Raw genomic sequence first — 13,882 nt, 5'->3', positions numbered from 1 at the left:
AGGCGTGTGCCAGGATGGATTCGACCGGTCTTGTTCCGTGCTCCGAGGGGGGAGTGGATGTACGGCAATGTTCGGGGGTCCGGGGGAGGCCCCCCGGGTGAGCCCCGCGCCGGCCGCCGGCGCGGCGCATTCGGCACGGCATCGGCGTTGGGGGCGCTGCTGTTGCTGTCCGGGTGCTTCTCTTCGTCCGACGGCGGCGAGGGCGACGGTGAGACCGCGTCCAAGCCGAGCCAACAGCCCAAGTCCACGGTGCCGTACTGGGTCAACCCGGACGGCAAGGCGGTCCGGCAGGCCGCCGCCTACGCCAAGGACGGCAAGTCCGCCGAGGCCGACCTGATCGGGAGGATAGCCGAGCAGCCGGTGGCCGAATGGATAGGCGTGGAGGACCCGCAGGGGGAGGCGCGCGGCTTCACGGAGGCGGCGGCCAAGGCCGACCGCGAGGCGCTGCTCGTGCTCTACAACATCCCGCACCGCGACTGCGGCAGCTATTCCAAGGGCGGCGCCGCGGACGGCAACGCCTACCGCGCCTGGCTGGACGGCGTCGTCAAGGGCATCGGCGACCGCGCGACGACGGTCGTGCTGGAGCCCGACGCGCTGCCGCACATCGAGGACAAGTGCACCCCGGAGCAGTTCCACGAGGAGCGGTACGCCCTGCTGACGGAGGCTGTCGGCAAGCTCAAGGCACTCCCGCACACCAAGGTCTACCTGGACGCGGGAAACCCGCACTGGATCAAGGACCCGGGCCGCATGGTGGAGCCCCTGAAGCGGGCCGGCATCGACAAGGCCGACGGCTTCGCGCTCAACATCTCCAACTACCAGACCACCGAGGAGAACAAGAAGTACGGCAAGCAGCTCTCCGCGATGGTCGGCGGCAAGCACTTCGTCATCGACACCAGCCGCAACGGCAACGGGCCGGCCCCCGGCGGCGACGACCCGGAGAACTGGTGCAACCCGCGCGGCCGCGCCCTGGGCGCGACACCGACGACACGAACCGGCGACCCGCTCGTGGACGCCTACCTGTGGATCAAACGCCCCGGCGAATCGGACGGCACCTGCAAGGGCGGCCCCAAGGCCGGCGAATGGTGGCCCAGCTACGCCTTGGAGCTGGCCCGCAATGCGAAGTAGGCACGGCGGACCGAACTGACGCGTAGGGCCGCTCCGGCCGCCGGCCCGAGCGGCCCTACGCCGTCACCGGCTCAGTTCAGCCCCAGCCCCGCCAACTCGGCCTGGGAAGCCGTCGGTACCTTGATCCAGACCGCCTTGGACGGTGTGCCCTGGTCGTCCACGGCGTTGAGCATGTACCAGCCGGGCGGCACCAGCGTGGGGTCCTTCGGGAGGGTGACCGTCACGCCGTCCTTGGTCTTCGTGAAGTCCAGGGCGATCGACCGCTGTTCGATGTTGGTGACGTGCGTGAACGAGCCGGGCCTGATCAGCCGCATCTTCTTGACGGACGAGGCGTGCTTGGTCCCGTACGTGGCCTTGCCGCCCAGCTTCACGGTCTTGGGCCCGGGGTCGGCGAGTACCGGCCGCGAGTCCCGGTAGAGGTACGGCGGCGTCCAGATGTCGATCTGCTGCTGGAAGACGCCGGGCTTGGTGTTGTCCTTGTCGGCGAAGAGCGAGTCGGAGCCGAACGTCATCACCCGGCCGTCCGGCAGCAGCAGCGCGCCGGAGTGGTAGTTGCGCCCCACCAGCGGATCGGCCACCGGGCGCGAGGTGTTGGCCTTCGGGTCGTACAGCTCGGCCTTGAGGACGTTGCTGTCGCTGCGCCCCCGGTAGTCGCCGGACCCGTTGGTGGTGAGCACCGTGTCGTCGGGCAGGATCACGCTGCTCGGGTAGCGTGCCTTCGCGTACAGCGGCGGGCCGTCCCTGAAGCGTGGCTGGTCGGCGTGGAGATCCACCAGCCGCGTCTTGTCGGTGGCCTTCGGGTCTTCGCCGACCCCGCCGCCGCCCAGCACCATGTACCGCTGGTCCTGCGCGGGCGGCAGCAGTACGGACATCGAGGTCTCCAGCACGTCCGGGTCGCTCATCCCCGGGATGACCTGGAACTTGTTGGTCTTCAGGTCCCAGATGCCGGGCGTGCGCCCGATGTCGTCGGGGCCGTATCCGGCGTTGGAGCCGGTGTAGAGGAGCCGGCCCTTCTCGGTGAGGAAGAGGGCCGGGTAGGTCGGGAAGAAGCGCTGCTTGGGCAGGTAGGTCCACTTCTTCGTCTTCGGGTCGTAGATCTCCTGCTTGCCCGGGACGACCTGGCCGATCTCGTCGAGCCCCGAGGTGGACAGCACCTTGCCGTCCTCCAGGCTGGTCAGCGTCGGGTACCAGCGGGCCTCGTTCATCGGGTCGACCGGGATGTAGCGCTCGGCCACCGGGTCGAACTCGAACGAGTCCTTGATCCCCTGGAAGTCCTTCTTGTCGAAGGAGAGTTTCTGCGCGATGCCGTAGAGGTTGCGGGCGTCGGCGCCGGTCAGGCCGTGGATGCGGTAGTTGTCCTGGGCGCCGGTGGAGTGCTCGCGGCCCTCCTTGAGCGCCTCCACGTAGACCCGGGCCTCGCTGTGGGTGACCGTGACCTTGCCGGTCTTCGGGTCCGCCTTCTTCTTGGCGCGCGGGACGACGACCGGGTCCTTGGAGGCGAAGGTCTTGCCGTTCTGCTTGCCGGTGAACAGCGTCCCGGCCGGGAACGTCTTCGGCGCGTCCGGGTCCTCGTTGTAGATGATCATCAGCCCGCCGGCCTTCTTCACGTCGCCGCCGAGCTTCTCGTAGCGCTGGGTGCCGCCGGCCACCAGCAGCTTGCCGTCCGGCAGCTGGGTGTGGCCCGCGCAGAAGAGGTCCTTCGGGGTGGGGATGTTCTTGAAGGTGTTCTTCACCGGGTCCCACAGGACCGTGCGGAACGACTTGGCCGCGAAGTTCTTGGCGTTGTTCCCCGAGCCGGCGACCAGCAGCACCTTTCCGGTGTGCAGCAGCGCGGCGTGGATCGTATTGATCTTGTACTCGGGTGGCACGTCCACCACGTCCCAGTGGCCGTTCGCCGCCTTGTACTCCGGCTTGTTGATCTTGTACTGGTGGTACTGCTCCGAGGCGAAGTTGAACAGGGCGGGGCCGTTCATCCCGGCCAGCGCCAGCACCACCGCCGCGCCTATCGCGACGCGCCGGGTGCGACGGCTCGGACGGTACTTCATGCGTTGCGTCCCCCAAGTGCGATCTGCTCGGCCTGGCCGGCGGCGGTACGGTGCTCCGGCTTACCCGGGGCGTCGCGCCCGGCGGGCGCCGCCCAGCCGGGCTGGCGCTGCGGGTGCGGCGCCTGCTGCGGCCCGCCGCCGGACGGCGGGTCCCCTGCCGGCTTCTTGCGCCTGTCCTGCCGCATGCCCCAGCGCCACGCGAAGATCGGCGCCGCGGTGATCAGCAGCGCCAGCGTCGCCCACGTGATCATCGCCGGGTGGCTGTGGCCGAAGTGGAACGAGGCACCCAGCGAGCCCCCGAAGACCAGGATGAAGAACAGGTGGACGCGGAACGTGCCGAAGAGGGTGTCCGGGCTGGAGGAGTCGCCCTTCGGCGTGACCACGAACTTGCTCTTGCGGCGCAGCGCGGCGTCGAACAGCGAGCGCGCGTAGATCGGCGCGGAGAGCGCGGACATCACCATGCCGGCCACGCCGCCGGAGCCCTCCGGTTCGTGCGGCGAGACGTTGTGCCGGCGGTTCCACACGTACAGTCCGATCTGGAGCGCCGAGGCGTTGCCGTACAGCATCATCCACACCGACGGGTCGATCTGCACGCCCGAGGCGCCCAGGCCCAGGAACAGCGCGCAACTGAGCGCCGCCAGTATCCAGTTCATGGCGGACATCGGGTAGAAGATGACCATCATGGTGTAGTTGAAGAACTTGCCCGGCGGCAGCGTGAAGGGCGCCTTCCAGAACTGCTTGAGTATCGTCTCGTACGTGCCGCGCGACCAGCGCAGTTGCTGGGTGAAGAAGTCCGTCCAGGCGGTGGGGCCCTCGCCGACCGCGAGGACGTCGGGCGTGTAGACCGAGCGCCACTTCCTGCCCGTGTCCGGGTTGCGGTGCCGGTGCATCTCGAACCCGGTCGCCATGTCCTCGGTGATCGAGTCGTACAGGCCGCCGATCTGCTTGAGGGCCTTGATGCGTACGGCGTTGGAGGTGCCGACGAACATGGGCGCGCCGTAGCGGTTGCCGGCCCGCTGGATCAGTGCGTGGAAGAGGAACTGCTGCGACTCGGCCGCCTTGGTGACGAACGTGTCGTAATTGCCGTACACCTGCGGGCCGATGACGAACCCGACGTCCGGGTCGCGGAAGAAGCCGAGCATCCGTTCCAGGTAGTTGGGCAGCGGCACGTGGTCGGTGTCGACGGAGGCGAAGTAGTCGTAGGCGTCACCGTGCGCCTGGAGCCAGGCGTTGTAGTTGCCGTGCTTGGTCTTGGCGCGGTGCGGGCCCTTCTTCCGGTTCCACTGCGGGATGCCCTTGCGGGTGAAGTGGTGCACCCCGAGGCGTTCGCAGACCGCTTTGACGTCCGGGTCGTCGCCCTCGTCGAGCAGCCAGACGTGCAGCAGGCCGCGGTGGCGGATCTTGACGGCGGCCTCCAGCGTCTTCGTCACCATCTCCAGCGGCTCTTTGCCGGGTACGAACGAGGTGAGGAAGGCGACGCGGGTGCCGTGCTCAGGGACGACCGGGATGGGGTCGCGGGCCACCAGGGTGGCGTGGGCGTTGGAGAGCACGTTCATGCAGCGGAAGAACTCGATCAGGCCGATCGAGACCAGCATGACGATGTCCAGCACCGGCAGGAAGTCGTAGGCGGGGTGGTCGCGGTCGGTCCAGTGGGCCGGCTGCATCAGCCAGGCGAGCAGGCCGAGCGAGAGCAGGGGGGCGGCGCCGAGCAGGAGCGCCGCGCGTATTCGGTGCGGTTCGTCCGCCAAGAGGCTGCGGTAGCGCACCTTGTAGGGCCGGTCGGGGTCCGGCTGGGTCAGCGGCCCGGCGAGACGGCTGTAGTGCTCGTAGTCGTAGCGCGGCAGCGGTTTGCGCGTCTGCCTGCGCTGCCAGTGCTGGCGCGGCACGCGCAGGCGTGTCGTCGCGGACGGGTCGTACTGGTGCTCCTGCCGGGCGCCGGTAGGCGGCGACGTCATGAGTCCATCCCCCCGGCACGCATGCTGGCTGCGTGCCCGTCTTCTCCTGGCCCGAGCCTCCGGTCCCCCTCGACCGACCCGGGCGCAAATGGTGTCGGCCGCCTACGTCGTTGGACGCGTGACGGCCGTCTTCCGGTTGCATGATGCCCGCCCCGACTTCCGTCTGTGCGGCGGAGCCCCCACTCCCACATTCGACGCAACCGGTGTGTCACCCAACTTGAGCGCTAACAGGCTCAGTTGGGCTCCAGTCTCTCGTCAGGGTCCCGAACCTCATATCTTGATCGCAAGGGTTAAACGAGGTGTTTACCGGACATGCGAGTGCATTGGTGGACGGGTTAGGTCGCAGTGGGTCTTATTTGGAACCCGAACTGCTCAGCCGCTGACGGATGTTGTCGAAATGGAGACGTACGGCCTGTTCGGCGCGCAGCGCGTCGCCGTCCCGGACCGCCGCGAGGATTTCCCCGTGCTGCCGGTGGGTGACGCGGGGGTCGGCCGGCAGGCCGGCCAAGTCCGTACGGACGCGGTGGAAGGCGTCCCAGAACGCGTCCAGCACCTCGCTCAGCAAGCGGTTGTCCAGCCCCCGGTAGAGCGCGGCGTGAAAGGCCCGGTCGGTGTCGGCCCGCACGGCGCCCCCCGCGGCCTCGGCGGCCATCCGTTCCACCAGCTCGTCGAGCTCCGCGAGGTCCGCCGCCGGCACCCGGCCCGCCAGCCGCGCGATCAGGCCGGTCTCCACCGCCTCGCGCAGCTCCAGCAGCTGGAGCAGGCTGTCCTCGCCGCGGTAGTGGCCGGCCACCGTGCGGAAGGCCAGCCCCTCGGTCATCGGGGCCATCGACATCGGCCCGACGTACGTGCCGAAGCCGTGCCGGATCTCCACGATGCCCATCGCCTGCAACGCCTTGAGGGCCTCGCGGACGGAGTTCCGGCTGACCCCGAGCAGCTCCATCAGGTCCGTCTCGGTCGGCAGCGGGTCCCCGGGGGCCAGCCGCCGGTCGATGATGAGCTTCTTGATCCGCTCCTGGTTGTCGCGCGCCATTGTGCGACTGTGCACCCCGATCACCGTTTTGACCAGCGATACACCGGCCGGGCGCCCGGAAAGCGGCGGGGGAGTGCCGGAAAACACCGGGTGCCGCCCGACTGGCCGGGAAAAGCACCGAGGCCCCTCGCAGCTGCGAGGGGCCTCGGTGTGACGTGCGCCGCCAGGGACTCGAACCCCGGACCCGCTGATTAAGAGTCAGCTGCTCTAACCAACTGAGCTAGCGGCGCGCGCTGACGTAGAAAACTTTACACGAACTCCGGGGGTGCTTCTGACCACCTGCGCCGCCGCTCCCACCCGCCGAATGTGTGACCTCGGTCACCGGGGCGGCGGCGGCCCGGCGGGCTTTTCCGTCGCGCCGGAATCCCTGGGCCACCGGGGCGAAAGTCCCGGGATCTCGGGACCTTCGCCGGAGCGCCTGCCCGATTTGGTCTGTGAGTATCGTTTCGTAGTGCATGATCATCAGTTGCCCCGTCAACATGCGGTATCTCCTACCAGTTGAGAAGCTGTGGCAGGTGCGAAGGCGAATGAGAACGGAACGGGCCTGGAGGGGAACTGGAATGACAGTGCCGGGATTCGTGGAATTCGACCCCGCGGGCAGCTGCTCCTGCGGCGGCTGCGTCCAGGAGCGGCGCGCACTCCAGCACGCCCGGGCCGTCCGCGACGGCGGGCACCCCGGCGCGCACGGCGCCCGCCGTGCGCTGGTCCTCGTCGCGACCGCCGGAACCGTCCTGAGCAGCGGCGTTTCCACGGCGGCGCAGGCCGTGGCGCTCGGCGGCTGGACCGGTACGGGCCAGGCCGGCGGCCCCGGGCGCGCTTCCGCCCTCCCCGCGGGTCCCCCTGGCCCCGGCCTCCTGCGGGCCCCGGTGGCCGGTCCGGCCGTGCCACCCCCCACCGCGGCGTCCGAAGAAACCCCGCAAGGCCCGGTCGGCGGGCTGTACGGGGGTGTCGGCAGCGCGCGCGGCGTCGTCGCGGCCGCCGCTGTCCGGCCCCTCACCCGTGCGCAGATCATCGAGCGGGCCCAGCGCTGGGTCGCCGCCCGGGTCCCGTACAACATGTACCGCTACTGGTCGGACGGCTACCGCCAGGACTGCTCCGGATTCATCTCGATGGCCTGGAACCTCGGCCGCAACCAGTGGACCGGAAGCCTCGCCGAGTTCGGAATCCGTATACCGAAGAGCGAACTGCGGCCCGGTGACATGCTGCTGTTCCACAACGCGGCGAATCCGGGCGCGGGCTCCCACGTCACCCTCTTCGGCGGCTGGACGGATTCCTCCCGCACGCGCTACATCGCATACGAGCAGACCCGGCCGCACGCGGTGAAACGGCCGACTCCGTACGCCTATTGGAGCAATTCCGGAAGGTACGTCGCCTTTCGCTACCGCGGTCTGACCGACGGCGGGAATTCGGACGGCGGTACGGGCGGTGACACGTCGGCGTTTCCCGGCGCCGGGCTTTTCGGACCCGGTGCGGACAACGCGTACGTCACCCGGCTGGGCCGGATGCTGGTGGCCCGTGGCGGGGGAGGCTTCTACACGTCGGGTCCCGGCCCGCGCTGGAGCGAGGCGGACCGCCGGGCCACCGAGGCGTTCCAGCGGGCGCAGGGCTGGCGCGGTGCGGAAGCGGACGGCATTCCGGGCCCGTCGACCTGGTCGTACCTGGTCAACGGGGTGGGCCGGGACATCGGCGAGGCCGCGGGCGGTGTCACGGTCTTCCCCGGGACGGGATATTTCCGGCCCGGCCAGTCCAACGGCTATGTCACGGCGCTGGGAAAGCAGCTGGTGAGAAAAGGTTTCGGCAAGTACTACACCTCCGGCCCCGGACCCCGGTGGACGGAGGCGGACCGCCGCAACGTCGAGGCGTTCCAGCGGGCCCAGGGCTGGACCGGCCAGGACGCGGACGGCTACCCCGGCCCCGAGACATGGCGGCGACTCTTCCGATGACGGAGCGCACGATGGCAACGAAGATCGAGACAGCGGACAACAACCCCAGAACGTCTGAAAACGGGGCAGGAGGCGGCGCGGCAGCGGACACCGGGGCAGCGAACACCGGCGCGGGGGACGGCGCGGTGGCGGGTACGGACGCGGGCGCCACGCAGGTCAGCGGCGGGCCGGTGGGGGACGCGGTGGAGGAGGGGGAGGCGCGCAGCGAACCGGCACATGCGGAACCGGAACCGGAACCGGAACCGGGTCCGACCCCCGAGCCGGAGGTGACGATCTCCCTGGACCCGGACGGCCAGCCTGACCAGGCCTCAGTTCCCGACTCCACGCCCCGGCCTGATCCGGCCTCAGCAACCGACCCGGAATCGCCCGCCCGGCCTCCCCTCTGGACGGCGCGCTCCCGCCCCGTCGGGCACGGCGACGGCATCCCCATGGACCTGCTCTTCCGTGCCGAACCGGAAGCGGACGAGGCGGCCCCCGCCCGGACCGGTCGGGAGCTGGACTTCACCAAGGGCCCGCGCCGCCCGAACGGCGGCGAGCCGTCCGGCCCCAGGGCAGCGGGCCCGGACGGCCCGCAGGACACGGCGGGCGGCCAGGGCGCCGGCGGCCCGGCGGACGTCGCGTTCAGCGAGGCGGACACCACCGAACAGCCGCGGATCACCGCCCCGCAGCCGGCCCGGGAAGCCCGGCTCACCCCCGCCGACGCCGCCGTGGCCGGCATCGCGGCGGCGACCGACCTGCTGGACACCGCGGAGCGCGCCGCACTCGACGACGCCCTCGGCGTGGTCGACGCGGGCAGCCGGGCCCGTACGGACGGCGCGGCGGCCGACCGGCACGCGGGCCGCGGTACGGACGCCACCGCGGCCAACCGTTCCGCGCTCCTGCGGGAGCTGTCGCGGTCCGCCGTGCGCCGGGCCCCCGACGAGGAGGACGGCCTGGCCGAACGGCGCGGCCCGTCCCTGTCCGGCTGGCTGGCCCTGTTCCTCGGCCTGCTGGCGGTCGCCTGCTCGGTGGCGTTCCTGTGGTGGCGGGACATGCTGCCCGCCCCGGTGGAACGGACCCTGGGCCTGCCGATCGCCGTCCGACCCGCCCCGGACCTGTGGGAGTGGGCCGTGGTCGGGCTCGGCGGCCTGGCCGCGCTGTACGCCTTCGGCGGGCTGACCCGCGGCCGGGTCGGCAGCGCCTGGGTGCTCAGCCTCTTCGGGCACTACCGCGGCAGCGTGCGCCGCACCGGCCTGGTGTGGATCAGCCCCTTCGTGCTGCGCCGCCGGGTGGACGTACGGCTGCGGCACTGGCGCAGCGAGGCGATGCCGGCGGTCGACGCGCAGGGCATCCAGCTGCGCGTCGTGGTGCTCGTCGTGTGGCGGGTCAGGGACACCGCGCGGGCGCTGTTCGCGGTCCAGGACCACACCGCTTACCTGCGTGAACAGGTCGAGTCGGCGATGGCGCGGGTGCTCTCGCAGCTCCCGGCCGACGCGTACCACGAGGAGGCGCCGACCCTGCGCGACGCGGAGGCGGTCGGCGAGGCGCTGACCCGGGCCCTGTCGGCGGACTGCCGCCCGGTCGGCATCGAGGTCTTCTCCGCCCAGCCGACCCGGATCGAGTACGCGCCCGAGGTGGCGGCGGCGATGCAGCGCCGGCAGATCGCGGCGATCGACGCCAAGCACCGCGACAGCGTGCTGACCTCGGTCGTGGACGCGGTCGACGACACCGTGCAGCGGCTGACCAGCAGAGGACTGGTGGAACTTGATGACTACGAACGAAAAGCCCTGGTCAAGGACCTGACCGTGGCCTTCTACACGGCGCGCGGCAGCGCCGCCGCCAAGAGCTGACACAGCGGAAAGGCAGGCAGCACATGCGGACACCGGCATTCGTCGAAGTAATACCGGCCGACTGCGGATGCGCTTTCTGCGCCGGGGCCGCGGTCGAGTCCGCCGCGCGCAACGGCGGCAGCCGGGCGCGGTGCACGGTACGGGGCGCGGTCGCGGCGGCCGTGGGCGCGGTGACGCTCGTCGGCTCGGCGGCGGGCACGGCGGACGCCGAGCCGGCGCCGGCCCGCGCGGGCTGGGACGGCGCGAAGTACTGGTACCGGGACGCCACCGGCTGGTGGCGCTGGACCAGCCGGTATGCCACGTACCAGCGGCACGCGGGCGGGTCGGGCGGCGGCAGGACCGGCGCGTCCGCCGTGGCCCCCTCCGCCGGCAAGGCCAAGCGCGGGCACAACCCCCGTCCCACGTTCCGGGGCAGGTCCGGCTGGGACGCCACGGACCGGGTGTACTGGTACCAGCAGGGCGGCAGCTGGTGGTGGACCAGCCGCCGGGACCGCTACGAGGCCCGTACCGGCATGTCGGGAGGATCGGTCGGCACCCCCGGACGCACCAGTTCCGGTCCCGGTTCCGCGGGCGGCACGGGCACCCCCCTCCGCTACGGCACCGAGGCCGCCGTCCAGTGGGCGCTGGCCCAGCTCGGCAAGCCCTACGCGTGGGGCGGCAACGGCCCGTACTCCTTCGACTGTTCGGGCCTGGTCCAGCAGGCGTACCAGCGCGCGGGCATCTCGCTGCCGCGCGTCGCCGGCGCCCAGTACCGGGCCGCGACGCCGATCGCCCGCTCCCAGCTGCGCCGCGGCGACCTGGTCTTCTGGTCGTCCAACGGCTCCTCCTCCGGCATCCACCACGTGGCGATCTACCTCGGCGGAGGCCGCTACCTGGAGGCGCCGCGGTCCGGCCGGGCGGTCCGGGTCTCGTCCTTCGCCGCCTACCACCCCACTTTGTACGCGCGCGTCGGCTGACCCGTACGGCTTCGCACAGCCGCCCCGCGCACCAGTCCCTCCCACGGAAAGGTTGCTCGTCATGCTGTCGACAGCTCAGCGCACCCCCGGGTTGCGGCTGACGGCCACGACCGGACCGGAGATATCCGCCGGCACCACCCCGGCCGCCGTACCCGTACCGGCGCATGACCCGAGAACCCACGGCTTCCTGCCCGAGCGGCCACCCGTACGGACCATGGCCGGCACCTGGTCCCGGCTGACCGCGCTGGCCGGCGCGGCCGCCACCGCGCCCGACCTGGAGACCGCCCGCGACCTGGTCGCCCGCGCGGCGCGGGACGGCGCGCTGACGGCGCTGCGGCAGCGGGTCTCGCGGCTGTCGCCGCGCAACGCCGACGCCGCGGCGATGCGGGTGGCGGTGACCGTCGCGGCCTGCGGCTGGACCGGCCTCGACCCGGTCGCGCCCGCCGCCCGGTGCGCCGCCGACGCGGCCTTCCTCGACCTGTGGGCGGCGGTCGCGCACCGCGTCGGCCACCAGCAGTTCGTCGCACTGCCCACTCTGGCCCTGCTGAACTGGGCGCCCGAGCGCAAGCCGCGCCGCCACCTGCCGATAGACCAGCTCGCCCGTACGGAGACGCTCGTGCCCGTCGTGCGGTGGTCGCCGCAGGGGCAGCCGCTCGGCCGGCTGGACCGGCTGATGCTGGCCACCACCCGGTTGGAGGCACACGGCAGCTGGCTGTTCCGGCTGGCCGAGACGCTCGCCGGGTGCGATCCCGCCGACGCGTCCACCGCTACGGCGCTGCGCCGCCTGATCCGGGTCCAGCACACGTTGCGCGCCCAGCTCCGGTCCGAGGCGGCGGCGCTGCGGGCCGCGCCCGCACCGGCGCGGCAGTGCGCGGTGCTGGCCGCGCTCGCCGCGCAGGGGATGCTGGAACCGCCGGTGCTCCAGGCCGCCGACGCGGTGCTCATGGGTGCGCGCCGGGCGGGGGACGGCAGCCGGCAGCAGGCGCGCCGCCTTCTGCCGGCCCGGCACCGCGCCTGGCTGAGCGCGATGGACCGGCACTGCGCGCCCGTACGCACTCTCGCGCACCGGGGCGGTCCGGGCGCCGCCGTCTACCGCGAGGCGCAGGAGTCGCTGATCGCGCTGCGGCGCGCGTACACGGGCCTGGTGTGCTGCGCCGCGCGCCCGGACGGGGGACCGCTGACCGCCGCGGCCTGATCCGGGGACGAAATCCGGGCCGGCGCGATCCGCCGGTCCGTGGCGCGAAAGAGCCGCGGGAGGGGATCGCGTCGGCTGGTTTACGCGCAGGTCATGGCGTGAAAAGGCGGTACGCCGAGGGCGCTCGCCGGTCGGCTGTTGCGCGGGCGGTACGGCACCGGCAACCGATTGTCCCTCTGTTATTGGTCTGGACATGCTCATGCCCCGTCACTAGTCTGCCGTTTGGTCTAGACCGCACAGCACGCAAGTCAGCAGCTCACGGAACACCCCCTCGTTCTCCAGGAGCAAAGCATGCGCAAAAAGCTCAGCGCTGCCGTGGTCGGTCTCGGCATCGCCGGAGTGTCCTTGTTCGCCACCGGCAGCGCCTCCAGCCACGGCTACAGCGACGCACCCCCCAGTCGCCAGGCACTCTGCGCCAAGGGCACCGTCAAGAACTGTGGCGCGATCCAGTGGGAGCCGCAGAGCGTCGAGGGCCCCAAGGGCTTCCCGGCCGCCGGCCCCGCCGACGGCAAGATATGTTCCGGCGGCAACAGCGGCTTCAAGGAACTGGACGACCCGCGCGGCGGCCAGTGGCCCGCCACCAACCTCAAGGGCGGCCAGGGCTACACCTTCCAGTGGCGGCTGACCGCGCGGCACGCCACCACGGACTTCCGCTACTACATCACCAAGGACAGCTACGACCCGAGCAAGCCCCTGACCAGGGCGGACCTCGAACTTGAACCGTTCGTCACGGTGCCGATGGGCGGCCGTCAGCCGGCCGCGACCGTGCAGCACCAGGGCACCGTGCCCACCCAGAAGACCGGCCACCACATCATCCTGGGCGTCTGGAACATCGCCGACACCGGCAACGCGTTCTACGCCTGCTCCGACGTCAACCTCTCGTAACCCGGCGCCGGAGCCCACCGGGCCTCCCCGTCCCTTCCTCCGGGGAGGCCCCCTCCGCCCCACCCGCTCCCACCCCGCGAGGCCCGCCCCGATCCACCGCTCCGCCACCCCTAGGCAGCCTGAACCAGCGGGAATATTCTGCTGGTTGGTCTGGACCGCAGTGCACTCGGCTCGCAGGAAACCCCCTCATCCTTCGGGAGCGAAGCATGCGCAAAAGGATCAGTGCGGCCGTCATCGGCCTGGGGATCATCGGCGCGACCGTCCTGTCGACGAGCGGCGCCAGTAGCCACGGCTACACGGATTCCCCCGTCAGCAGACAGAAGCTGTGCGCCAACGGCACGGTGAAGAACTGCGGCGCCATCCAGTGGGAGCCGCAGAGCGTCGAGGGCCCCAAGGGCTTCCCCGCCCGCGGCCCCGCCGACGGGAAGATCTGCTCCGGCGGCAACAGCCGCTTCGCGGAGCTGGACGATCCGCGCGGCGGCCAGTGGCCGGCGACCAAGGTGAGCGCGGGGACGTACACGTTCGGCTGGCGGTTCACCGCCCCGCACGCCACCACGGACTTCCGCTACTACATCACCAAGAACGGGTGGGACCCCAGCCGCCCCCTGACCAGGGCGGACCTGGAGCCGGCGCCGTTCCTCACGGTCCCGTACAACGGGCAGCGGCCGCCGTACACGTACACGCACCAGGGCACGCTGCCCAGCGGGAAGACCGGCAAGCACCTGATCGTCGGCGTGTGGACGATCGCCGACACCGGTAACGCCTTCTACGCCTGTTCGGACGTCCAGTTCTGACCGGACGGGTACGGAAAACACGAGTGGGCCTCTCGGAGCTGTGCTCCGAGAGGCCCACACTCAGGTGCGCCGCCAGGGGCACCAAACCCCGCCCCCCCGAGTAAAAGACACCAGCGCTCAAC

Annotated in this window: 10 protein-coding genes and 1 tRNA gene; 7 read left to right on the top strand and 4 right to left on the bottom strand. The window is 71.3% G+C overall.

Going from position 1 to position 13,882, the window contains the following annotated elements; all coding sequences use genetic code 11:
* Window positions 1–57 precede the first annotated feature (57 nt).
* Entirely contained in the window at window positions 58–1,125 is a 1,068-nt protein-coding gene (locus ACH4K4_RS10150) for a glycoside hydrolase family 6 protein (protein WP_398166162.1), read from the top strand.
* A 71-nt stretch (window positions 1,126–1,196) separates the two neighbouring features.
* On the opposite strand, the gene ACH4K4_RS10145 is transcribed toward ACH4K4_RS10150, so the two are convergent.
* From ACH4K4_RS10145 to ACH4K4_RS10130, 4 genes are all read right to left on the bottom strand, one after another.
* A complete protein-coding gene (locus ACH4K4_RS10145; protein ID WP_398166161.1) occupies window positions 1,197–3,170 on the bottom strand; it encodes a galactose oxidase-like domain-containing protein in 1,974 nt (657 codons plus the stop codon).
* A complete protein-coding gene (locus ACH4K4_RS10140) occupies window positions 3,167–5,125 on the bottom strand; it encodes a glycosyltransferase family 2 protein (protein WP_398166160.1) in 1,959 nt (652 codons plus the stop codon). Before ACH4K4_RS10140 ends, ACH4K4_RS10145 begins: the two co-directional genes overlap by 4 nt.
* A gap of 352 nt (window positions 5,126–5,477) precedes the next feature.
* Complete coding sequence (locus tag ACH4K4_RS10135; protein ID WP_398166159.1) at window positions 5,478–6,158, bottom strand: FadR/GntR family transcriptional regulator; 681 nt, start codon at window positions 6,156–6,158, stop codon at window positions 5,478–5,480.
* A gap of 156 nt (window positions 6,159–6,314) precedes the next feature.
* A tRNA-Lys gene (locus ACH4K4_RS10130) sits at window positions 6,315–6,388 on the bottom strand.
* 330 nt (window positions 6,389–6,718) lie between these two features.
* Here ACH4K4_RS10130 and ACH4K4_RS10125 point away from each other — a divergent pair.
* The 6 genes from ACH4K4_RS10125 (at window position 6,719) to ACH4K4_RS10100 (ending at window position 13,760) form a co-directional block, all read left to right on the top strand.
* Window positions 6,719–8,101 (top strand): peptidoglycan-binding protein, encoded by a 1,383-nt coding sequence (locus ACH4K4_RS10125; RefSeq protein WP_398166157.1) that lies wholly within the window; start codon window positions 6,719–6,721, stop codon window positions 8,099–8,101.
* 11 nt (window positions 8,102–8,112) lie between these two features.
* Complete coding sequence (locus tag ACH4K4_RS10120; RefSeq protein WP_398166156.1) at window positions 8,113–9,930, top strand: SPFH domain-containing protein; 1,818 nt, start codon at window positions 8,113–8,115, stop codon at window positions 9,928–9,930.
* 23 nt (window positions 9,931–9,953) lie between these two features.
* Window positions 9,954–10,886 (top strand): C40 family peptidase, encoded by a 933-nt coding sequence (locus ACH4K4_RS10115; protein WP_398166155.1) that lies wholly within the window; start codon window positions 9,954–9,956, stop codon window positions 10,884–10,886.
* Between the two features lie 61 nt (window positions 10,887–10,947).
* Window positions 10,948–12,081: a hypothetical protein gene (locus ACH4K4_RS10110; RefSeq protein ID WP_398166153.1), complete on the top strand. Its 1,134-nt coding sequence runs from the start codon at window positions 10,948–10,950 to the stop codon at window positions 12,079–12,081.
* 291 nt (window positions 12,082–12,372) lie between these two features.
* Window positions 12,373–12,966, top strand: coding sequence for a lytic polysaccharide monooxygenase (locus tag ACH4K4_RS10105; RefSeq protein WP_398166152.1), 594 nt, complete (start codon window positions 12,373–12,375; stop codon window positions 12,964–12,966).
* Between the two features lie 206 nt (window positions 12,967–13,172).
* Window positions 13,173–13,760 (top strand): lytic polysaccharide monooxygenase, encoded by a 588-nt coding sequence (locus ACH4K4_RS10100; RefSeq protein ID WP_398166151.1) that lies wholly within the window; start codon window positions 13,173–13,175, stop codon window positions 13,758–13,760.
* The last annotated feature ends 122 nt before the right edge of the window (window positions 13,761–13,882 follow it).

This window comes from Streptomyces sp. NPDC017529 (assembly GCF_044329785.1).
Lineage (GTDB): Bacteria > Actinomycetota > Actinomycetes > Streptomycetales > Streptomycetaceae > Streptomyces.
Note: the sequence above shows the minus strand (reverse complement) of the source record. Positions and strands in the feature narration are given on the sequence as shown.